Raw genomic sequence first — 19,725 nt, 5'->3', positions numbered from 1 at the left:
CGTCGTGCCAAATGATGCGACAGGTGGATGAAAAAGAGCCAGGCTCCTTACGGGAGTTTGGCTCTTTTGGCTGTATACCAAGTGAATCCAATGTTCACAGATCTCCTCTGTTTACTGTATCCCGCGTATCCTGCAGGACCTGCTCCATGTACACCTGATCGTACTTCCCCGGCTTCTGGGGAGTCTTCCTTTTGGAGCGCCGCGAGAAGAATTCGTATGCTACCCCGAACAGCAATATCCCGCCGATGGCAATCCCGGCAAACATCCACAACGTCATCCTGACGCCTCCTTTTAGGGAGAAAGTGTTTTCTACTCGGACATTCGTGCAGAGATTTTTCGTCTATTCTTTAGCGGGCGCGAGCAAATCGCGCAGCGCCGTTTCCAAATCCGTATGGGCAAAGGAAAATCCGCTTTCGAGCAGCTTCGCGGGGACACAGTTGCGTCCCGTAAGTGCGAGGCCAGGATCTGTCCGCATGACGAGATAGGCGCCCAGCCAGACGAAAGGAGCGGGCGTAGGCGGGGCCCAGCCCTTGTTCAGCACGCTGCGCAGGGTTGCCATGAACTCGCGGTTGGTCACCGGCCGCGGCCCTGTGGCGTTCAGGACGCCGCTAATCTTTTCATTCTCGATTGTGAACAGAAACATCTCGTTCAAGTCGTCGATATGCAGCCAGCTGATGTACTGTCTGCCACTCCCGACAGTTCCTCCCAAGCCCATGGACGCGAGCTTGGCGAGCGGCTCGAGTGCGCCGCCGTTTTTCCCCAAGGCGAAGCCGATGCGCAGCATGACTTTCCTCGTCTGAGGCAGCTCCCGCGCAAAAAAGGCCTCCTCCCACAGCTGGCAGACACGAACCGAAAATCCTGTGCCGTGCGGAGCCTGTTCGTCGCACTCCTGCTCGGTATCCCCAAAAATGGCGAGCGAACCCGCCTGAATAAAGGCTTGGGGAGGATGCTCGGAGGCCAGCACGGCATCGGTCAGGACACGAACAGAGTCCAACCGGGAGCGAACGATCTCTTCCCTGTTTTTTTGCGTATACATGCAGTTTACGCTTTTTCCGGTAAAGTTGACGAGGGCGTAGCTCCCGTCGATCTCTTGCGCCCAATCGCCGAGCGTGGCCCCGTCCCACTGCACGTAGCGAATGGATGGACCGCTCCGGGAAGCGCTGCGTGTCAAGATCACCACTTCAAAGCCCATGTTTGCCAGATGCTCGGCCAAGGCCTTTCCGAGGAAGCCGGAGCCGCCGGCCAGTACGATTTTTTTGCCCACCCTATCATCCCCTCCTTCGTCCCACGCTGTTGCTTTGGATTGATCCGGGATTCCCGAGATCTATTGTACTGGAACAAACAGGAAATGGGTAGGGTACTTTCCGGGTGTTCCGCCCTTGGCAGGTGGGTATTGCATCCTGAAAGACAGAAGAGGCAAACTTGAACCATTGGCGATGGGGAAAGAAGGCGAATTTTGTCGAGAAATTGTTCAGATTGCAATGATAAAATACCAAAGATTCATGCTTGGTCCCATTTATCGAATTTGGATGATAACGAATGCGAAATCGGATACATCGTGATGGCACGGGGAACACGCTGCTTAGAAACGGTTCCGATTTATGTGAATGAACAAGCACGGTACAAAGGGAGAGGAACATGCAAGAAATGCAAACCATGACGGCTCGAAATCTTGCGGTTTTATCGTCGATTCAAAGCCATTTGGCCATGATTATGTTCAACACCCGAGGAGAGGTTATTTGGGCGAATCAACAATTCGCTTCTGCCATGGGATATGAGGCAGATGAAATGGTCGGGCTTCATCATAGCAGGTTTTGCTTGCCTGATTATGTGTCGAGTAAAGCGTATGTGAACTTGTGGAACGGTTTGCGTGAGGGGAAAGCTTCTCAGGAAAAGATCGTGCGGGTTTCGAAGGATGGGCGAAGACTGACACTGGAAGCAACGTATATGCCTGTTATGGAGAATGGCAACGTGGAAGCGGTCGTCAAGATCGCGACGGATATCACGAAACGAGAAACGGTTTTTCAGCAAAGCACGGAAGAGTTGATGGCAATGGTTGAAGAGATGACTGCCAGCACCGATCATGTATTGGGAGCCTCGAAACTGATTGTAAGCCATATGACCAAGCTGAATACGGAAGCGGAAGCGGTAACGGATCAGGTAAAAAGTATCCAATCCGTGACAAGCATTGTCAAAGAAATTGCAGCACAATCCCATTTGCTAGGTTTGAATGCCGCTATCGAGGCTGCTCGAGCCGGTGAACATGGCCGCGGGTTCGAGGTTGTCGCGAATGAGGTGAGGAAGATGGCAAGCTCCAGCAAGGAATCAGCGGAAGACATTTCAGGTCAATTGACGGATATAGCAAAATCCGTCTCCTTGATGATGCGGAGCATGGAAGAAATCAACGAGCAAATCTCGAAAAATTCGAGAGCGATTGAAGAATTGAAAGCGGCCTATAATCAAATCGCGACGACTACCAAACAATTGGCATCCTCGATTTAAAACGAAACGGACATCGATTGACGGGGGATATGCGGGTGGGCTGAAAGTAGCGGCAAGGCGTTTGGCTCAACGTGCAGGACAAAGCTTTAGATGGAGAGAAAAAGTAAGGATAGAAAGATATTTGCAAGCGAGGGAGGAAGGAGCATGAAAACAATTGGCCTGATCGGCGGGATGAGCTGGGAATCCTCCCACGTCTATTACCGGTTAGTAAACGAGGCAGTCAGAGATCGTTTGGGCGGTCTGCATTCGGCGAAGTGCATCTTGTATTCCGTCGACTTCGCCGAGATCGAGGAGCTGCAGCATGCGGGGAAATGGGAGGAAGCGGGCGAGCATATGGCGAAAGCGGCGAGAAGTCTGGAAGCGGCGGGCGCCGACCTGATCGTGCTGTGCACCAACACGATGCACAAGCTGGCTTCTTCCATTACTTCGGCGACCGCCCTGCCCTTCGTGCACATCGCGGATGCGACAGCGGCGAAAATCAAGGCGGACGGTCATCAGCGAGTGGGGCTCTTGGCTACACGATTTACGATGGAGCAAGATTTTTACACAGGACGATTGCGAGAAGCGCACGGACTGGACGTGCTGATCCCGGATGAACAGGGGAGGCAGGCTGTTCATACGATCATCTACGAGGAGCTGTGCCGGGGCATCGTTCGCGAGGAATCGAAGCGGGAGTACCAGGAGATCATTGCCGCGCTGATCCGGGAGGGAGCAGAGGCGATCATCCTCGGCTGCACGGAAATCGGGCTGCTCATCACCCAAGCGGACTGTCCGGTGCCAGTGTACGATACGACCGAGATTCACGCCATCGCTGCGGTGGAAGCCGCCTTGCAAAAGCAGCGGCAATAGCATAGAGAGAGGAGAGCGCCGATAGCAGTTGGCGCTCTTTTTTTGCAGTTTGCGCCCCGATCTCCTATTGACCTTTACACTAGTGTCAGCCTTTACAGTTGGGAGGAAACGTACTGCCGAACAAAGAAAGGGGCGCAAAGAAACTGATGGAGAAAGAGAAAGAATTGTTTGGACACCAGGACGCCGACCTGGAAAACAACCTGACAGCCGTTTCCGTCATCGGACTGGGGAATATGGGGGTGGCTTTGGCAGGTGCATTCCTGAAAGCGGGTTATCCGACCACGGTCTGGAACCGATCTAGCGGGAGGGCAGAAGGTCTGGTTGCAAAAGGCGCGTCTCCCGCTCATACGCTTGCATCTGCCATAGCGGCAAGCGAGGTCATCGTTGTTTGTGTATCTACTTACGACGTCATGGATGATCTGCTCAATCCGTTGACGGCTGAACTGAAAGGCAAGGTGCTGGTCAACCTGACTACGGGGACGCCGGAGGGGGCTCGCAGAACTGCAGAGTGGGCGGCCGAGCATGGGATTAACTATTTGGATGGGGCCATTATGGCGATCCCGCCGATGATCGGGACACCGGATGCCTTGATCTTCTACGGGGGCGAAAAGGCGGTCTTCGATGCACACGAACCGCTTCTGAAGCAGTTGGGTGGGCACACGACCTATCTGAGCGCCGATACCGGGGTTCCCTTGCTGTACGATCTGGCCCTTCTCACCATGATGTATGGCGCCTGGTACAGCTATTTCCATGCCATAGCCTTGCTTTCCACGGCCAACGTGTCGGCGACGGAATTTCTGCCGTATGTGACGAACTGGCTGCAGCATTTGATCGTACCATTGCTTGCGGACCCGAATACCGCACGCGCCTTGGACGAAGGCGACTATTCAACGGACGTATCCAACATGCTGGTCAATCAGCTCGCGCTCGACAACATCGTCCGTTCCAGCAGAGAGCTGGGGATTTCTCCCGACTGGCTGGTCCCGATCCAAGCCATCGCCAAGAAAAAGGTAGAGGAAGGGCATGGTGCTGATGCCTTTTCGCGCGTTTTCGATGAGCTGAAGAAAAACGGTGGACTTGTTCATGGGAAGTAACACCGCATCGAAACGCAATCCGGTGACGGTCCTTGGCATGGGGCCAATGGGGCAGCAGCTGGAATGGAGCACGTCATTCAGGCATTGAAGAACAATGGTATAGACGTCAGTGTGCTGAGCGTGGCAAAAGCGATTGCACAGCTGGCGATCGACGCGGGATATGGAAACGAGGGCTTTCCCCGCCAGGCAGAGCTTCTCCGAACAACGCCGATGTAACAAAAGAGAAATTCCGGTCATCCAACAGACCGGGATTTCATTTTTGAACTGGCTTCGGATGGGCTTGCTGTGTGGATGCGTTTTTCCACTGTCTTCTGAATCTGTCGTTCCAACCGCTCTTTCAGCACTTCCATCGCCTCTATCTGCCGATTGACCTGGTCGAGCTTCTCCTGGTACATCCCGAGCATCTCTGGGCAAAACGCATAGTCGTCCGGACCGTTGTCCTCGCATTGCAGAATTTCCTCGATTTGCTCCGTGGTCAGCCCCAGACCCAGGTACAGTTGAATGATCCGAATCCGTTCGATGGCCGATGGATCGAATACACGATAGTCGTTTTCCAGACGTACGGATGATAGCAGGTTTTTCTTTTCGTAATGTCGGATGGATCTGGCGCTTGCGCCGGTGATCTTTGACAATTCACTGATTCTCAAGGAAATGACCCTCCCCGTTTGTGAATGAACCCAGACTTATTGTAAGGCAGGATGGAAAATTTCGGAACAGCCAGAAATGCGCAAACTGCCTTTGGCAACAGCAAAAAGCCCCGTTCCCTCAGAAAGGAGGGGAACGGAGCAGGGTGTACCGCAATGCAAGCCGTTATTCAGCCGCCAGGTAGTCCAGGACGATGCCGATGAACAGCTTTCCGATGTTCAGCATGGAGCGCTCGTCTACATCGAATTTGGGATGGTGGTGCGGATAGACGGCGTTCAGCTCAGGATTGCCGCCGCCTACGAAGAAGAAGGCGCCCGGCTTGTGCTGGAGATAGTAGGCGAAGTCCTCGCTGCCCATTCCATACTCGTGGCTGAGCACGCTCTCCTCGCCGAACAGGGCTTTCGCCACCTTTTTCACGCGGAGCGCGTCCTCTTCGTGATTCCAGGTAGCCGGATAGCCCGGCGTCAGGGTAAATTTTGCAGTGCCTCCCGCCTGTTCGGCTGTGGTCCGGGTGATCAATTCGATTTCCTGTCTGATTTTTTCCCGCACATCCTCCTCGAACGTGCGAATCGTCCCTTTCAGGTGGACTTTGTCCTGGATGACGTTGTACGTCTCTCCGCCGCCAACGAACGAGCTGACGGTCAGAACCGTCCGGTATTTGGTGTCGATGCGCCGGCTGATGATCTGCTGCAAGTTCATGACGAGCTGGCTGCCCGCGACGATCGGATCGACGGTCGCATGGGGCATAGCACCGTGTCCGCCTTTCCCGTACAGCTCGATGTCAAACGAATCGCAGGCAGAGGTCACATAGCCGATGCCTGTGCCGACCGTGCCCAAGGGAGCCTGGGAAGCGACGTGCGCGCCGTATACGGCATCGACCCCTTCCAGACAGCCGTCCTCGATCATCGGCTTGGCTCCGCCGGGAATGACTTCTTCGGCGAACTGGTGCAGGAAGACTACATTGCCGGCGAGCTCGTCTTTCACTTCGGAAAGGACGGTAGCCACGCCGAGCAGGGCGGCCGTGTGAATGTCGTGCCCGCAGGCGTGCATGACACCTGGGATGCGGGATTTGTACGGTACTTCCTTCTCATCCTGGATCGGCAGCGCGTCGAAGTCGGCCCGCAGTGCCACGGTTTTGCCCGGCTTCCCACCCCGCAGCGTGGCCACAACTCCACGGCCGCCTACGCCTGTACGGACTTCCAGCCCGAGCTTTGTCAGGTACTCGGCGATTTTCCGCGGCGTATCCACCTCCTGAAAAGACAGCTCGGGGTACATGTGCATATCGCGACGAAGGGTAACCAGTTCGGGATAGAGTGCTTCCAAGTTGGCAAATAGTGTGCTGTGCATGTTGATTCGCTCCTTTTCGAGATAGGCTTATTTGCAGGGACTTACCCGGCGGGAGTAGCGGCGGGCTGGGCCGCAGTCTTTCTCTCCGACGGCCAGGTCATGGCTGCGATGGCGCAGACGACCATGAGTGAGACGAGAATCCAGAGAGCGGCGGTGTAGGAACCTCCAAATGCCTTGACGGTCATCCCGATCAAGAGCGGGGCGACGAAGCCGGCTGCTTGTCCTCCGAAGTTGACGATCCCCATCGCAGTGCCGATGACCTCCTGGGAGAAGCGCTTCAACGGCTGCAAGCCGACCGCGATGACGATGAAGGTGCCAGTGATTCCGCTCAAAGTCTCGTACAGCACGACCATTCCGACGGACGGGGCGTTGAACATCAGGTAGATGAACAGCCCGGTGAGCAAGGCGCACACCGCAACAAAACCTTTCTCCCTGCCGGCCATCCAGCGGTCCAGCAGCACGCCGCCTGCGAGCATCGCGAGGAAGCTGGTGACGGAAGGAATAGTCGACAGCGCCCCCATGGACACCAGGTCGAGATGGCGCACCTTGACGAGATACGTAGGCATCCAGCTCGCCATTCCCCAGGTCACGAAGTAAATTCCGAACGACGTGAGCAAGAGACTCCACAGCAAGGGCATTTTGAGCAGCGTCTTCAAGGGAACCTTGGTTTGCTGGCTCTTGCTGGCCGCTGCGTCCCGAACAGGCGACTTGAGGTAAATCAGGCAGAGCACCGCGACGACCATCCCTGTCACTCCAATGGCAAAAAACAGGCTTCTCCAGCCGAGCCAGACGATGACGCCGGAGGCCAGCACAGGCGTAATCGCTTTGCCGATGACGCTTGCCGACAACAGAGTCGACTGGGCGCGGCCCCTCTGCTCCTTGGGAAAATGCTCCGAGATCAGCACGGCGCTGGAAGGTGAGAACGGCGCTTCTCCCAAACCGAACAAGAACCGAATGAGGATCAGGGAGACGAGAGACCAGGCAGAGCCTGTCAACGCGGTGAAAATGGACCATAAAAACAGGGAAATCGTCAGGATCTTGGCTGCGCCAAACTTGTCGGCGAGCCAGCCTCCCGGAATCTGCATCAAGGCGTAGCCGGCAAAGAAGCTGGAGAGGATCAGCCCTTGGGACGTCGGATCGAGGGAGAACTCGTCCACGATGGGGATGACCGCGACGTTGATGACCATCCGGTCCAAATTGCCGATCAGCCACGCGATGAAGAGCATGGACAAAACGATGTACTTCTGGCGCTCTTCCGCCGTTCGTGTCATGGAATCACTTCCTTTGTAGGGAAAATGGCAAATTCTATTATGGAAAATTATAAGAATAATGAAAATTGTATTTCAATGTTTGTTTCTGTACAATTGTTGGATTGTTGGTGTAGGTTTTTCTACCGTATTAGAGGGGGAACAGATATTGTCAGCCGAAGTGACCAAGCAGCTTCAGACGTATTTGCAGGAAAAGGGGGAAGGCTGGGCCGGGCACATCTGGGAGCGCAAGCCCCATCATCGGGAGTTTCGACACGTGGGACGGATCGGCAATCCGAAAGCAGCGGGCCGCAAAATCGCTCCGGTCCCGAAGCAGGAGCAGCCCGGCAGATCGACTCCTTATGCAGTCACCCCCGGTGAGCAGGGGACAGCGATCGGGTTTGCCTACCCGCAAGGCTACCAGGTGGTCGTCGTCCTCAGGGAAACGGCCTGCGAGCTTGCGGCAGCGGACTTGCGCTACCTGCATCTGCTGTTCTATCAGCTCTACTGGTCAGGCATCGTGCAGGAGCGGGAAAACGAGCTGGCCAAAATGGTCGGCGGCATCCGCGCAATCACTTCTGCGCTCGATTTGGACAAGCTCTTGCAAGAGATCCTGGACAATGCGATCGAGGTCATCCCGGCAGCGGACACAGGGATCCTCGCGATGTACGACCCGCAAACGGACAGACTCGTCAATCGGGCAGCCGTGGGCCTGAACGACAATGTCCTGCGCTACCGGCTGAAGGTCGGGGAGGCCATCGTCGGCAAGACGTTCGCGGACGGGCAGCCGCGGATCTACTTTACCCGCGAGGAGATCGCCCGGGCGATGAACAACATCGACCGAGAAAACCTCCAGTACCTGCTGTCGTCCTATGACTTTTCCCATGTGAAAGGGATTATTTCGACTCCGATTTCCGTCGGCGACAAGCCGATCGGGGCGATGATCATTCACCAGAACCACACGGAGGGGACGCTCACCGAGAGGGACGTCCATTTGCTCAAGGGCTTCGCCGGACAGGCCGCCGTCGTCATCGAAAACGCGCGGCTGTTCGCAGAGCTGAAAGGGCAAAACCAATACCTGTCCAAGCGCAATGAAGTGCACGAGACGTTGACGCGCCTGTCTTTGGAAAACAAAGGGATGGAGGCAATCGTCGCCGCACTGGACAAGATCATCGGCGTGCCGCTCGTGTTCGTCGACTTTCTGGAGGGAAACTGGTACTCGCGCAAGCAGGGGTCGCCCCCTCTGTTTTCCATGGACGAAATCTCGCGGTTGTTTGCCCGGCGGCACTCTCCGGTCGTCGTACGCATGTCCGGCCAGGAGCAGCGGGAATACCACGTGACACCGATCGTCGTCGGCCATGTGTTTCTCGGCTGTCTGATCGCCGTCCTGGACAAACCGCTGGAGGAGCTGGGCAAAATCGCGCTGGAGCAGGGCGGAGCGGTACTCGCGCTGGAACTGGTGAAAAAGCAGTCGCTCACCGATGTCTACTACAAGAAAACGCACGAGTTTTTCCGGGAGCTGGTCGAGAGCAAGGAGCCGGATCTGCTGCAGCTGGGCGGGGAGGAATGGGGGCTGCGGCTGGAGGACCACATGATCGTCTTCCTCTTCTCCTTTCGCCACACCCAGGATCTCAGGCAGCTGGAAGCAGAGGTGCACCGCCTCATCGCCCGGATCAAAAAGAGGCTCGGGACTTGCAGGCATCTCCTGTTCGGCTATCACAACAAAGTGACCCTGCTCGCGATGCTGTCCACGCGGGAGGAGATCGACAAGCTCTGTCAGCGTGTCTCGGACGAGGTGGCAGAGTGGGAGGAAGGCGAAGGTTTGCCGCTGTGCGCGGGGGCAGGCACGGCGGGGCAGGGGATCCGTACGATCGCAAAGAGCCACGACGAAGCCGGGAAAGCCCTCCAGTACCTGGCAGAGCGCAAGCATAGGGGCCTTCTGCGCTACGAGGATCTGGGAATCAACCGACTCTTTTTGCACCAGCCCACCGAGGAGATGGTGGCATTCCTGGACGAGATGTTCAGGCCGCTGCAGACCCAGAAGGCGAAGCAAAACGATCTGGAACGCACCTTGCTCCGCTATATCGCCACAGGCAGCTCGGCGATCCGGACGGCCGAACTGCTGCACATCCACATCAATACGCTGTACAAACGGCTGAAAAAAATCGAGCAGCTGCTGAATCTCTCCCTGGAGAAGCCGGAGGATGTCCTGAAAATTCAGCTAGCCTGCCATTTGCGGGAGACGTTCGTCAACCAGCGCAAGAAAGAATAGGGAAACGCAAAGAAAAACAAACGAAATGCACAGAAAAACATTTCTTTAACGGTTCATTCACACTCCCTTAATATTCCCCCCGTAAGATGGGACGTAAGAACAGGAAATGAACATTTCCCACAGAGGAGAGATTCTCATGAAAAAGTGGCAGTATCCGTTTCTTGCGTCCATCTTGTCGATCGGAGTTCTGGCAGGCTGTGGACAGGCGCCACAATCCCAAACAAACACACAGAAAGCCACGGCGGCTGCACCATCCGGAGAGATCACCGTCTATACAGCCCTGGAAGACGATCAGATCAAAACGTACCTGGACTCTTTCCACGCAAAATACCCGGAAGTGAAAGTCAACATTGTCCGCGACTCGACCGGAATCATCACGGCCAAGCTGCTGGCGGAGAAAGACAACCCGCAGGCGGACGTCGTCTGGGGGACCGCGGCTACCAGCCTGCTCGTCCTCGATCAGCAGGGCATGCTGGAAGGCTACTCGCCCAAAGGCATCGAGAAGGTATCAGCCGAGTTCAAGGACGACAAGGAGCCAGCCCACTGGGTCGGGATTGATGCGTGGGAAACCGCTTTTGCCGTGAACACCAAAGAACTGGAAAAGCGCGGCTTGCCCATCCCGCGTTCCTACGAAGACCTGGCGAAGACCGAATACAAAGGCATGATCGTCATGCCGAATCCCGCGTCCTCTGGAACGGGGCTGTTGACGATCAACGGCGTCATGCAGTTGAAAGGCGAAACGGACGGCTGGCCGTATCTGGACAAGCTGCACGAAAATATGGCCATCTACACGCACTCCGGCTCCAAGCCGGCGAAAATGGCGGCGTCAGGCGAATATCCGATCGGGATCTCCTTCGGTTACCGTGCCATTGCGGAAAAGAAAAAAGGAGCGCCGCTTGAAGTCGTCTTTCCGAAAGAAGGCTCCGGCTGGGACGTCGAAGCCAATGCCTTGATGAAAAAAGCGCAGATCAAGCCCGAAGCGAAGCTGTTTCTTGACTGGGCCATCTCCGACGAGGCGATGAAAGCCTATGGCCAGAACTTCGCCATCGTCAGCGTGAAACAGGAGGGAGCCCCTCTTCCGGAAGGGTACTCCGTAGATCCGCTTAGGCAGCTCGTGCCGCTTGATTTGAAAAAGGCTGCCGAGAATCGTGAGAAATTGCTCGCCGAGTGGGAAAAACGGTACGCGACCAAGAGTGAGCCCAAGTAAGCAGCGAGGAGAAACGGCATCATGACACAATCGTATGTTTCGATTCAAGGGGTAAGCAAGCGCTTCGGCCTGTTTTCGGCACTAACCCACATCTCGATCGACATCGCCAAAAACGAGTTCGTCTGCTTGCTTGGCCCCAGCGGCTGCGGCAAGACGACGCTGCTGCGGATGATCGCGGGGCTGGAGCAGCCGACGACGGGACGGATGATGATAGGGAACAGGGAGATCACTTCCCTGCCGCCCTCGCAGCGAAATATCGCAATGATGTTCCAGTCTTACGCGCTTTTCCCGAATTTGACTGCGGCTCAAAACATCGCGTTTGGCCTCGAGCAGAAAAAGCTGTCCAGGCGGGAAATCGCCGCGAAGGTGGAGGAAGCACTTGAGATGGTCGACCTGTCGCATGCCGCCGACAAATATCCCTCCCAGCTCTCCGGGGGTCAACAGCAGCGCATTGCGCTCGCTCGCGCCATTTCTCTTTCGCCGGACGTCTTGCTGCTGGACGAGCCTCTCTCTGCGCTGGATGCCAAAGTGCGGCAAAAGCTGCGGCTGGAAATTCGCAGGCTGCATGAAACGTTCGGAATGACGACGGTGATGGTCACGCACGACCAGGATGAGGCGCTGACGATGGCAGACAAAATCGTCGTGATGAACCACGGGGAAGTCATGCAGGTCGGGACGCCGCAGGCCATCTACAACCGGCCTGCGACGCCGTTCGTCGCGGATTTCATCGGCGCAATCAACTTCATCCGTAGAGGAAGCAGCGATCCGGCATCGTCTGGCGGCGGCGAGCTCTTTGCCATTCGCCCGGAAAATTTGCGCCTCCTGACGCAAGAATCGGACGATGGCATCGGCGCAACGGTTCGGGAAATCGAATTTCGCGGAGCGTTCTACCGTCTCTATCTGGATTGGCTGGACGGCGGGCGTAAGGATGAACGACTGCTCCTCGATTTGCCGGCAGGCGAGGCGAGCAAGCTGGACATCCGAAGGGAGCAAAAGGTGTGGCTGGAGCTGCCCGCAGATCACCTGCTCCGCTTTGAACGCGACGAAGCAGCTGCCGCAACGGAACAGGGGTGGTGCCCATGAAAGCATCCGTGATCAAGGGAGGGAAGGATACGCTGCAAAAAGGGCTGATTGCGCTTGTAGTGGCCGCCCTTCTGACGAGCGTGCTGCTGCCGCTGATACAGCTCTTTTCCAGAGCTTTCTACGACCGCACCGGTCACTTCGTCGGATTTGGCAACTTCGCGGCGTACTTCTCCACACCGGCTCTGTCTCAATCCCTGACGAATACGCTTTTCGTCGCGGGGATTACGACAGCCGCGGCGGTCACGCTCGCCTTTTTGTTCGCTTATGCCATGACGCGCAGCGGAATCCGCGGAAAGCGGGCGTTTCGGGCGGTGGCGCTCCTGCCGCTGTTTGCTCCGACGATGATGCACGGGATCGCGTTGACCTATCTGTTTGGCAATCAGGGGCTGGTCACGACGGGAATCTTCGGTTTGCTGCCATTCTCGTGGGACATCGATCTGTACGGTCCTGTAGGCATTATCCTGGCGGAGGTCGTCTACGTCCTTCCGCAGGCGTACCTGATTCTGGCGGTTTCTCTGGCTTTTGCGGATTATCAGCTGTACGAGGCTGCCGATACGCTGGGAGCAGGCGCGATTCGGAAATTTTGGACGGTGACGGTTCCGAGCGTCAAATACGGGATTGTCAGTGCGTGCTTCGTCACCTTTACGCTGGCATTTACGGATTTCGGCGCGCCCAAGGTGGTCGGGGGGCAATATTCGGTCCTCGCGACTGACATTTACAAGCAAGTGATCGGACAGCAAAACATGACAATGGGGGCGACGGTAGGACTGCTGCTGATTCTCCCGGCGCTGGCCGCGTTCATCGTGGACCGCATCGTCGAACGCAAGCAGCACGCGGCAGTCACGGCCAAGTCCAAGCCATACCGCATAAAGGAAAACAAAGCTCGCGATACCTTTTTCTTCATCCTCTGCCTGGCTGTGAGCGGTTTTCTTCTGCTGCTCATGGCGGCGGTGGTGCTCGCTTCCTTCGTCAAGGTGTGGCCGTACAACCTCGGATTCGGATGGCAGCACTACGATTTTTCCCATGTGGCCGGAGAGGGGGCGGGTCCGCTATGGAACAGCGTACTCGTCTCGCTGCTGACAGCCATCCTGGGCACTGCCGCCACGTTCACTGCGGCTTATGTGATCGAAAAAACGAAGGCGTGGAAGGGGCTGCGGCAAGCCGGGTACTTCCTGTCCATCCTGCCCTTGGCCTTGCCGGGTCTGGTCATCGGCCTTTCCTACATTTTCTTTTTCAACGATCCGCAAAACCCGTTTCACGGCCTGTATGGCACGATCTGGATTCTCATCCTCGCCAATGTCGTACATTTCTTCGCGGTCGCGTTCATCACGGCAACGTCGGCTTTGAAAAAGCTGGATCCGGAGTTTGAGCTGGCTGCGGAGTCGATGGGCATCCCACAGGCCAAAGTGTTTTGGCGGGTCACCGTGCCGGTCTGTGCGCCTGCCATCATGGAAATGGCCGTTTACTTTTTCATCAATTCGCTGGTGACGGTCTCGGCGGTAGTGTTTCTGTACGCGGCGGATTTCAAGCTCGCTGCCGTCTCCATCGTGAACATGGACGACGCCGGCGATGTCGCGCCCGCAGCCGCTATGTCGGTATTGATCGTCTGTCTGAACATCGTCGCCCGCACAGGAGCGGAATGGGCTATAGCAGCCATTCGCAAGCGCGCTGCCTGGGCGGGCCAGGAAAAGGAGAAGGTGGCGTAAATGATTCGAGCAGTTGTTTTGGATTGGGCAGGGACCATGGTGGATTACGGATGCTTCGCTCCCCTGGCTGTTTTTTTGCAGGTATTCGAAAAGCGCGGGATCGAGCTGACGGTCGAGGAAGCACGCGAGCCGATGGGGATGCTGAAGCGGGATCACATCCGGGCGTTGCTTGACATGGACCGGGTGGCGGCGCTCTGGCAGGAAAAGTACGGACGCATGCCGGACGAACGCGATGTGGAAGAGCTGTACGCGGATTTCGAGCCGCTGCTGATGGAGACGCTGCACGAGTACGCGACGCCGGTGCCGGGAGCGGTCGATCTCGCCAACCGCCTTCGTGCCAAAGGCATCAAGATCGGCTCCACCACGGGCTATACGCGCCAGATGATGGACGTCGTGGCAGCAGCAAGCGAGGAGCAAGGCTACGCGCCGGACGTGCTGGTGACGCCGAGCGATGTCCCGGCTGGCCGGCCTTATCCGTGGATGTGTTTCCAAAATGCGATGCAGCTGGACTGCTATCCGCTGAGCGCCATGGTGAAGGTCGGCGATACCGCGAGCGACATGAAAGAAGGCCGGAATGCTGGCATGTGGACCGTCGGGGTATTGAAAGGCGGGAGCGAGCTGGGACTGTCCCAGGAGGAAGTAAGACTGCTTCCCCAGGAAGTGCTTCATGAAAAAATCTCGCGCGCCGCAGAGAGACTGCGGGAGGCAGGCGCGCACTACGTCATCGAGGAAATCGGACGGCTCGATGAAGCGCTGGCGAAAATAGAGAAGCGGCTGGAAGCGGGAGAGAGGCCGTAAGCTGCAGCCAGAAGGCAACAGGAGAAGAGAGGAATGGGACAGATGACGAATTTCACCGAGAGGGCGGCTGCGAGGGAAAATCCGTATTTGCTGCTCACCCCGGGGCCGCTGACGACCTCGAGCGGGGTAAGGGAGGCGATGCTGCGGGACTGGTGCACGTGGGACCGGGATTACAATCAGCTCGTAGAGACGATCAGGAACAAGCTGGTTCGGCTGGCGACGGCCAGCTTCGAGGACTATACGGCTGTACTTATGCAAGGCAGCGGCACGTTCTGTGTGGAAGCGGTGTTGAGCAGCGCCGTTCCGTCAGACGGCAAGCTGCTCGTCCTGACCAACGGGGCCTACGGTGACCGGATGGTGCAGATAGCCCGCGTCCATGGGATTGCGACCGAAGTGATCGATTTCGGGGAGCTCGCTCCGGTGTCGGCAGCACCTGTCGCCGCGATGCTGGAAAAAGATCCGGCGATCACCCACGTCGCGGTTGTCCACTCAGAGACGACGACGGGGATGCTCAATCCGATTGGGGGCATCGGCGAGGTGGCCGAACGCTTCGGCAAGACCTTTATCGTGGACGCCATGAGCAGCTTCGGCGGCATCCCGATGGACGTAAAGGAGCTGCGCATCGACTACCTCATTTCCAGCGCAAACAAGTGCATCCAGGGCGTGCCCGGTTTCGGCTTCGTCATCGCCAAAACGGACGAGCTGCGCAAGTGCAAGGGCCAGGCCCGAACGCTGTCGCTGGATCTGTACGACCAATGGGAGACGATGGAGGAGAGAAACGGAAAGTGGCGCTACACGTCTCCGACGCATGTGGTGCACGCCTTCCACCAGGCTTTGGCGGAGCTGGAGGAGGAGGGCGGCATTGCCAAGCGCCACGAGCGCTACTTACGGAACCAGCAGATTTTGGAGGACGGAATGGTACGCCTCGGCTACCGCCCCTTGCTGCCGAAGGCTTTTCAATCGCCATTCATTACGTCGTTCCATTACCCGGACGGCGGGGCATTTTCCTTTGCGGCGTTTTACGAGCGGTTGAAACAGGCGGGGTTCGTCATCTACCCCGGGAAAATTTCGCAGGCGGACACGTTTCGCATCGGCAATATCGGCGAGGTGTACCCCGAGGACGTGGAGCGGCTGCTGTCGGCGGTGGAAAAAAGCCGTTTCTAGCAGCGCGCATTTTCTGAAAAAACAACGAAAAACAGATAAAACAACGGATTTTCTCTTGCGAAATAGGGAGCGATACCTCTACAATTCAAAGTAAGAAATGAACGGCAGAACAATAGGGGGACCCACGTCGTGTCTTTGTTCGGGGAAGAGCGCAAACAGATTATCTTGCAATTGGTGAACGCAAACGGCAAGGTGCGGACCAACGAGCTGGTGGAGAAGCTGCAGGTATCTTCCGAGTCGATCCGCAGGTATTTGGAAGAGCTGGAAATGGAAAAGAAGCTCAAGCGCGTGTACGGAGGAGCGGTCAAGCTGAATCTGGATCGGACAGAGCCGTCCCATCTGAGCCGCGAAGTCATGCGTGCCGAGGAGAAAAAACGGATTGGCCGGGCTGCCGCAGAGATGGTCCAGGACAACGATACCATCGTCATTGACGAGGGGACGACTCCGCTGCAAATGATCCACTTTTTGTCCACCAAAAAGGATTTGACTATCCTGACCTGTTCGATTACGGCTCTGAACATGCTGATCGAGTATCAAAACGGCGGTTTGCTGTCGGCCGAAGTGTACTTTCTCGGCGGGAAGGTCAACGCCAAGCATCACCGGGTAGGCGGCCCGTTCGCCGACCAGATGATGAAAGACTTTTTCGTGGACAAGGCGTTCCTCTCCGTGGACGGCCTCCTCGTCCATAAAGGGCTGACGTGCTACGACCCGGAACGCGCCGTCCTGGCCAGACGCTTCATCGAAAACGCCAACGAGAGCATTGTCATGGCAGATCACTCCAAAATCGGCATCAGTACGCTGTGCAAAGTCGCGGAGCTGAAGGAAATCGACATCGTCATCAGCGACTCGACTCCTCCCGATGACTGGACCAAGGAATTGCAGGCTCACAATGTCACATGGCTGGTCGCCGAATAACCGGACCGGACGCTTCCCGAGGGAGGCGCCGGTTTTTTTGCGAGATTTTCACAAGCCGATCGGAACGAGGAGGTCAATCCCTGGTCGTCGCGTCTTCCTCATGCACCGTCGCTGTTCGTTGCGTAGGTACTTTACTCTGCCGCAACTCCTCCCGAACAACCGGACAGTGCTATAATGGAGCCAAGGTACATACAGGGAGAGATGCACATGATCGACAGTCTGGACCATTTTGTCTTGACGGTTCGGGATATCGAGGCGACCATCGGCTTCTACGAACGCGTTCTGCGGATGCAGGCGGTCACCTTCGGAAACGGCCGCCGGGCGCTTGCGTACGGCCGGCAAAAAATCAATCTGCATCAGGCCGGCCATGAATTCGAACCAAAGGCGCAGCATCCCGTCCCGGGATCTGCTGACCTTTGCTTTCTCACGTCGATGCCGCTGGATGAGGTCGTCGCCCACATCCACTCTTGCGGAGAGGAGATTGTCGAGGGACCGATCCGGCGGACGGGTGCGACCGGACCGATCCTCTCCGTCTATTTGCGCGATCCGGACGGCAATCTCATCGAAGTCTCCAATCCGATCGAGCAGGAGGAACAGGAGCTTTCCGATCCGACCGTCGCCCGTATACGGGGTCTGCTAGGCAAAAGGGAGCCCGCCGTCATGGGCGACGAACGGTACGGTTCGTTCAGCGTTCTTTTGCCGCTGGTACACATGGAAGATGGGCGCCTGGGGATTTTGTTCGAGAAACGGGCGAGCACGATGCGGCGTCAGGCGGGAGAGGTCTGTTTTCCGGGAGGGCGCTCGGAGGAAGGTGATGAATCGCGCTGGGCTACGGCGCGGCGCGAGACGAGCGAAGAGCTGGGGCTTTCCCTTGAGTGCATCCGCTACATCGGCGCGTTGGACATCTTGCTGGGGCCGGGAAGGGGGAGCATTTTTCCGTTCGTCGGCTATTTGGACAGCATCCGGGACATGCAGCCCAATCCGGATGAAGTAGGCGAGGTGTTCATCATCCCGCTGGATACGCTGCTGTCCATGCAGCCCTCCGTTCATTGCACGTCGACCTTCCTGCAGCCCGAGGAGGATTTTCCTTTTCACCTGATCCCCGGAGGCAAGCGCTACCCGTGGCGATCCGGTACGGTGGAGCACTTGTTTTACGAAGTGGAGGGGCGTGTGATCTGGGGAATGACGGCACGGGTGCTGGCGCATTTTCTCGATCTGGTTCGCCGGGAGCAAAAATAGCATCTACCAAACAAGGGAGTGGGATGGAACATGTGGAAGGACAATCCGATCACAGCTCGATTGCAGATACAATGGCCCATTATTCAAGCGGGGATGGCCGGCGGTCCGACGACTGTGGAACTGGTTGCCGCTGTTTCCGCTGCCGGCGGTCTCGGCACCCTGGGCGCGGCGTATATGAGCCCGGGGCAGATCCGCGATGCGATCCGGGCGATCCGGGAGCTGACCGACAAGCCGTTTGGGATCAACCTTTTCATCCCGGAGCCATTTGACGCGAGCCAGCCCGTCGCTGCTCCTGTGGCCAAGGTGATGAACGAGTTCCGGGAGCAGCTTGGCATTCCTGCGGATCCCGTGGTGACTCGCTATACGGAGCCGTTTGAGGAGCAGATGGCCGTTGTGGTGGAGGAGAAGGTGCCCGTCTTCAGCTTTACGTTTGGCGTGCTTGAGCAGCGCTGGCTGGAGGAGCTGAAGCGTCTGGGCACGACGGTGATCGGTACGGCTACGACGGTACGGGAGGCTGTGGCGCTGGAAGCGAGCGGGGTCGACATGGTGACGGCGCAGGGCAGCGAGGCGGGAGGACACCGCGGTTCCTTTTTGCCGGATTCCCCCAGCAATCTCGTAGGTACGATGGCGCTGGTTCCGCAGATCGTCGATCGGGTAAAGATCCCCGTGATTGCTGCGGGAGGAATCATGGACGGTCGGGGAATTGCCGCAGCGTTTGCATTGGGCGCCGGGGCCGTACAGCTGGGAACCGCCTTTTTGACCTGCGGGGAGAGCGGAGCCCATCCAGAGCACAAGCGCGCTATCCGGGAAGCGAGCGACGAGGGGACCGTGATCACCCGCGCCTTTTCCGGCAAATCGGCCAGAGGGATCGAGAACGAATTCATGAGGCGTTTGGATCCGCACGACAGCGAGCTGCCGCCGTACCCTGTCCAGAACGCCCTTACTCGGGACATCCGCTCGGCAGCCGCCAAGCAGGGAAAAGGCGAGTACTTGTCCATGTGGGCAGGCCAGGCCGCTTCGCTCAGCAGGGAAGTCAGCGCGGGAGAGCTCGTGCGGCAGCTGGTAGCAGAGACCGAACGGGTATGCCGCGGCATGTGCTAGGAGGAGAGGACCATGAGCCAATGGAAGATCGGCAGGCTTGGCGAGGAAGACCGCATGTGGCTGCCGGAGTTTTTTGCGGAGCACTGGGGCGGCCAGGTGATGGTGTACGGAGCGCGAAACCAGCAGTTCAATTGTGGAGAATTGCCTGGGTTTGCCGCCTGGGAGGATGGCCGCGTGGTCGGGCTTCTTACTTACTGTGACGCGGCGGGGGAGCGGCAAATCGTGTCCCTGGACAGCTTGCGGGAAGGGCTCGGCATCGGCACCGCTTTGATGAAGGCGGCGGAGGAAGAGGCGCGCCAGAACCAGGTGACCCGCATCTGGCTGCTGACGACCAATGACAATCTGAACGCGCTGCGCTTCTACCAAAAGCGCGGGTACGAGCTCGCCTGCGTCCACCGCCGTGCAGTCGATATGGCGAGGAAGGCGAAGCCGTCCATTCCTCTGGTCGGTGAGGACGGGATTCCGCTGCGCGATGAGCTGGAGCTGGAAAAACGACTGGAGGAATAGCGAAGAGGCAGCGAATGGCTGGGAGCTGTACACAGGCAGGTAACGGAGG

General features: G+C 57.4%; 19 protein-coding genes. 14 read left to right on the top strand and 5 right to left on the bottom strand.

Annotated elements, in window-relative coordinates; genetic code table 11:
- Window positions 1-94 precede the first annotated feature (94 nt).
- Both RGB73_RS23145 and RGB73_RS23140 read right to left on the bottom strand, forming a co-directional pair.
- Entirely contained in the window at window positions 95-277 is a 183-nt protein-coding gene (locus RGB73_RS23145; RefSeq protein WP_310765107.1) for a hypothetical protein, read from the bottom strand.
- Between the two features lie 63 nt (window positions 278-340).
- Window positions 341-1,264 (bottom strand): TIGR01777 family oxidoreductase, encoded by a 924-nt coding sequence (locus tag RGB73_RS23140; protein ID WP_310765106.1) that lies wholly within the window; start codon window positions 1,262-1,264, stop codon window positions 341-343.
- Between the two features lie 374 nt (window positions 1,265-1,638).
- On the opposite strand from RGB73_RS23140, the gene RGB73_RS23135 reads away from it, so the two are divergent.
- From RGB73_RS23135 to RGB73_RS23120, 4 genes are all read left to right on the top strand, one after another.
- The gene (locus tag RGB73_RS23135) at window positions 1,639-2,502 is read left to right on the top strand and encodes a methyl-accepting chemotaxis protein (RefSeq protein WP_310765105.1); all 864 of its coding nucleotides are present in this window, start codon (window positions 1,639-1,641) and stop codon (window positions 2,500-2,502) included.
- Window positions 2,503-2,646: 144 nt separating this feature from the next.
- Window positions 2,647-3,351: an aspartate/glutamate racemase family protein gene (locus RGB73_RS23130; RefSeq protein ID WP_310765104.1), complete on the top strand. Its 705-nt coding sequence runs from the start codon at window positions 2,647-2,649 to the stop codon at window positions 3,349-3,351.
- 146 nt (window positions 3,352-3,497) lie between these two features.
- Window positions 3,498-4,445: an NAD(P)-dependent oxidoreductase gene (locus tag RGB73_RS23125; protein WP_310765102.1), complete on the top strand. Its 948-nt coding sequence runs from the start codon at window positions 3,498-3,500 to the stop codon at window positions 4,443-4,445.
- Between the two features lie 63 nt (window positions 4,446-4,508).
- Window positions 4,509-4,661, top strand: coding sequence for an imine reductase family protein (locus RGB73_RS23120; RefSeq protein WP_310765101.1), 153 nt, complete (start codon window positions 4,509-4,511; stop codon window positions 4,659-4,661).
- A gap of 17 nt (window positions 4,662-4,678) precedes the next feature.
- On the opposite strand, the gene RGB73_RS23115 is transcribed toward RGB73_RS23120, so the two are convergent.
- The 3 genes from RGB73_RS23115 to RGB73_RS23105 all read right to left on the bottom strand — a co-directional run bounded on the left by RGB73_RS23115 (window position 4,679) and on the right by RGB73_RS23105 (window position 7,708).
- The gene (locus RGB73_RS23115; RefSeq protein WP_310765100.1) at window positions 4,679-5,092 is read right to left on the bottom strand and encodes a MerR family transcriptional regulator; all 414 of its coding nucleotides are present in this window, start codon (window positions 5,090-5,092) and stop codon (window positions 4,679-4,681) included.
- Between the two features lie 163 nt (window positions 5,093-5,255).
- A complete protein-coding gene (locus RGB73_RS23110; protein WP_310765099.1) occupies window positions 5,256-6,437 on the bottom strand; it encodes a M20 metallopeptidase family protein in 1,182 nt (393 codons plus the stop codon).
- A gap of 41 nt (window positions 6,438-6,478) precedes the next feature.
- Window positions 6,479-7,708, bottom strand: coding sequence for an MFS transporter (locus RGB73_RS23105; protein WP_310765098.1), 1,230 nt, complete (start codon window positions 7,706-7,708; stop codon window positions 6,479-6,481).
- A 145-nt stretch (window positions 7,709-7,853) separates the two neighbouring features.
- Between RGB73_RS23105 and RGB73_RS23100 the strand changes: the two genes are divergently transcribed.
- From RGB73_RS23100 to RGB73_RS23055, 10 genes are all read left to right on the top strand, one after another.
- On the top strand, window positions 7,854-9,956 hold the full coding sequence (locus RGB73_RS23100) for a helix-turn-helix domain-containing protein (RefSeq protein ID WP_310765097.1): 2,103 nt from the start codon (window positions 7,854-7,856) through the stop codon (window positions 9,954-9,956).
- A 136-nt stretch (window positions 9,957-10,092) separates the two neighbouring features.
- Window positions 10,093-11,163 (top strand): putative 2-aminoethylphosphonate ABC transporter substrate-binding protein, encoded by a 1,071-nt coding sequence (locus RGB73_RS23095; protein WP_310765096.1) that lies wholly within the window; start codon window positions 10,093-10,095, stop codon window positions 11,161-11,163.
- Window positions 11,164-11,184: 21 nt separating this feature from the next.
- Window positions 11,185-12,246 carry an ABC transporter ATP-binding protein gene (locus RGB73_RS23090; protein WP_310765095.1) on the top strand — a complete coding sequence of 354 codons (1,062 nt, stop codon included), beginning with the start codon at window positions 11,185-11,187 and terminating at the stop codon, window positions 12,244-12,246.
- Window positions 12,243-13,952 (top strand): putative 2-aminoethylphosphonate ABC transporter permease subunit, encoded by a 1,710-nt coding sequence (locus RGB73_RS23085; protein WP_310765094.1) that lies wholly within the window; start codon window positions 12,243-12,245, stop codon window positions 13,950-13,952. The genes RGB73_RS23090 and RGB73_RS23085 overlap by 4 nt, the downstream gene beginning before the upstream one ends.
- On the top strand, window positions 13,953-14,750 hold the full coding sequence (gene phnX, locus RGB73_RS23080) for a phosphonoacetaldehyde hydrolase (protein WP_310765093.1): 798 nt from the start codon (window positions 13,953-13,955) through the stop codon (window positions 14,748-14,750). It abuts the gene before it with no gap.
- A gap of 42 nt (window positions 14,751-14,792) precedes the next feature.
- Window positions 14,793-15,914: a 2-aminoethylphosphonate--pyruvate transaminase gene (gene phnW / locus RGB73_RS23075; protein WP_310774493.1), complete on the top strand. Its 1,122-nt coding sequence runs from the start codon at window positions 14,793-14,795 to the stop codon at window positions 15,912-15,914.
- Window positions 15,915-16,043: 129 nt separating this feature from the next.
- Complete coding sequence (locus RGB73_RS23070) at window positions 16,044-16,829, top strand: DeoR/GlpR family DNA-binding transcription regulator (RefSeq protein WP_310765092.1); 786 nt, start codon at window positions 16,044-16,046, stop codon at window positions 16,827-16,829.
- 207 nt (window positions 16,830-17,036) lie between these two features.
- A complete protein-coding gene (locus RGB73_RS23065) occupies window positions 17,037-18,068 on the top strand; it encodes a VOC family protein (protein WP_310765091.1) in 1,032 nt (343 codons plus the stop codon).
- A gap of 30 nt (window positions 18,069-18,098) precedes the next feature.
- Entirely contained in the window at window positions 18,099-19,169 is a 1,071-nt protein-coding gene (locus tag RGB73_RS23060; RefSeq protein WP_310765090.1) for an NAD(P)H-dependent flavin oxidoreductase, read from the top strand.
- 12 nt (window positions 19,170-19,181) lie between these two features.
- Window positions 19,182-19,676 (top strand): GNAT family N-acetyltransferase, encoded by a 495-nt coding sequence (locus tag RGB73_RS23055; RefSeq protein ID WP_310765089.1) that lies wholly within the window; start codon window positions 19,182-19,184, stop codon window positions 19,674-19,676.
- Window positions 19,677-19,725: the final 49 nt, after the last annotated feature.

Source organism: Brevibacillus brevis (assembly GCF_031583145.1).
Taxonomy (GTDB): domain Bacteria; phylum Bacillota; class Bacilli; order Brevibacillales; family Brevibacillaceae; genus Brevibacillus; species Brevibacillus brevis_E.
This window is presented reverse-complemented; position numbering and strand designations above follow the sequence as displayed.

Bases quoted from the DNA above. Each gene is read 5' to 3' on its own strand.
- RGB73_RS23145 (WP_310765107.1), bottom strand. From the start codon at position 277: ATGACGTTGTGGATGTTTGCCGGGATTGCCATCGGCGGGATATTGCTG.
- RGB73_RS23135 (WP_310765105.1), top strand. From the start codon at position 1,639: ATGCAAGAAATGCAAACCATGACGGCTCGAAATCTTGCGGTTTTATCG.
- RGB73_RS23130 (WP_310765104.1), top strand. From the start codon at position 2,647: ATGAAAACAATTGGCCTGATCGGCGGGATGAGCTGGGAATCCTCCCAC.
- RGB73_RS23125 (WP_310765102.1), top strand. From the start codon at position 3,498: ATGGAGAAAGAGAAAGAATTGTTTGGACACCAGGACGCCGACCTGGAA.
- RGB73_RS23120 (WP_310765101.1), top strand. From the start codon at position 4,509: ATGGAGCACGTCATTCAGGCATTGAAGAACAATGGTATAGACGTCAGT.
- RGB73_RS23110 (WP_310765099.1), bottom strand. From the start codon at position 6,437: ATGCACAGCACACTATTTGCCAACTTGGAAGCACTCTATCCCGAACTG.
- RGB73_RS23105 (WP_310765098.1), bottom strand. From the start codon at position 7,708: ATGACACGAACGGCGGAAGAGCGCCAGAAGTACATCGTTTTGTCCATG.
- RGB73_RS23095 (WP_310765096.1), top strand. From the start codon at position 10,093: ATGAAAAAGTGGCAGTATCCGTTTCTTGCGTCCATCTTGTCGATCGGA.
- RGB73_RS23090 (WP_310765095.1), top strand. From the start codon at position 11,185: ATGACACAATCGTATGTTTCGATTCAAGGGGTAAGCAAGCGCTTCGGC.
- RGB73_RS23085 (WP_310765094.1), top strand. From the start codon at position 12,243: ATGAAAGCATCCGTGATCAAGGGAGGGAAGGATACGCTGCAAAAAGGG.
- phnX (WP_310765093.1), top strand. From the start codon at position 13,953: ATGATTCGAGCAGTTGTTTTGGATTGGGCAGGGACCATGGTGGATTAC.
- phnW (WP_310774493.1), top strand. From the start codon at position 14,793: ATGACGAATTTCACCGAGAGGGCGGCTGCGAGGGAAAATCCGTATTTG.
- RGB73_RS23065 (WP_310765091.1), top strand. From the start codon at position 17,037: ATGATCGACAGTCTGGACCATTTTGTCTTGACGGTTCGGGATATCGAG.
- RGB73_RS23060 (WP_310765090.1), top strand. From the start codon at position 18,099: ATGTGGAAGGACAATCCGATCACAGCTCGATTGCAGATACAATGGCCC.
- RGB73_RS23055 (WP_310765089.1), top strand. From the start codon at position 19,182: ATGAGCCAATGGAAGATCGGCAGGCTTGGCGAGGAAGACCGCATGTGG.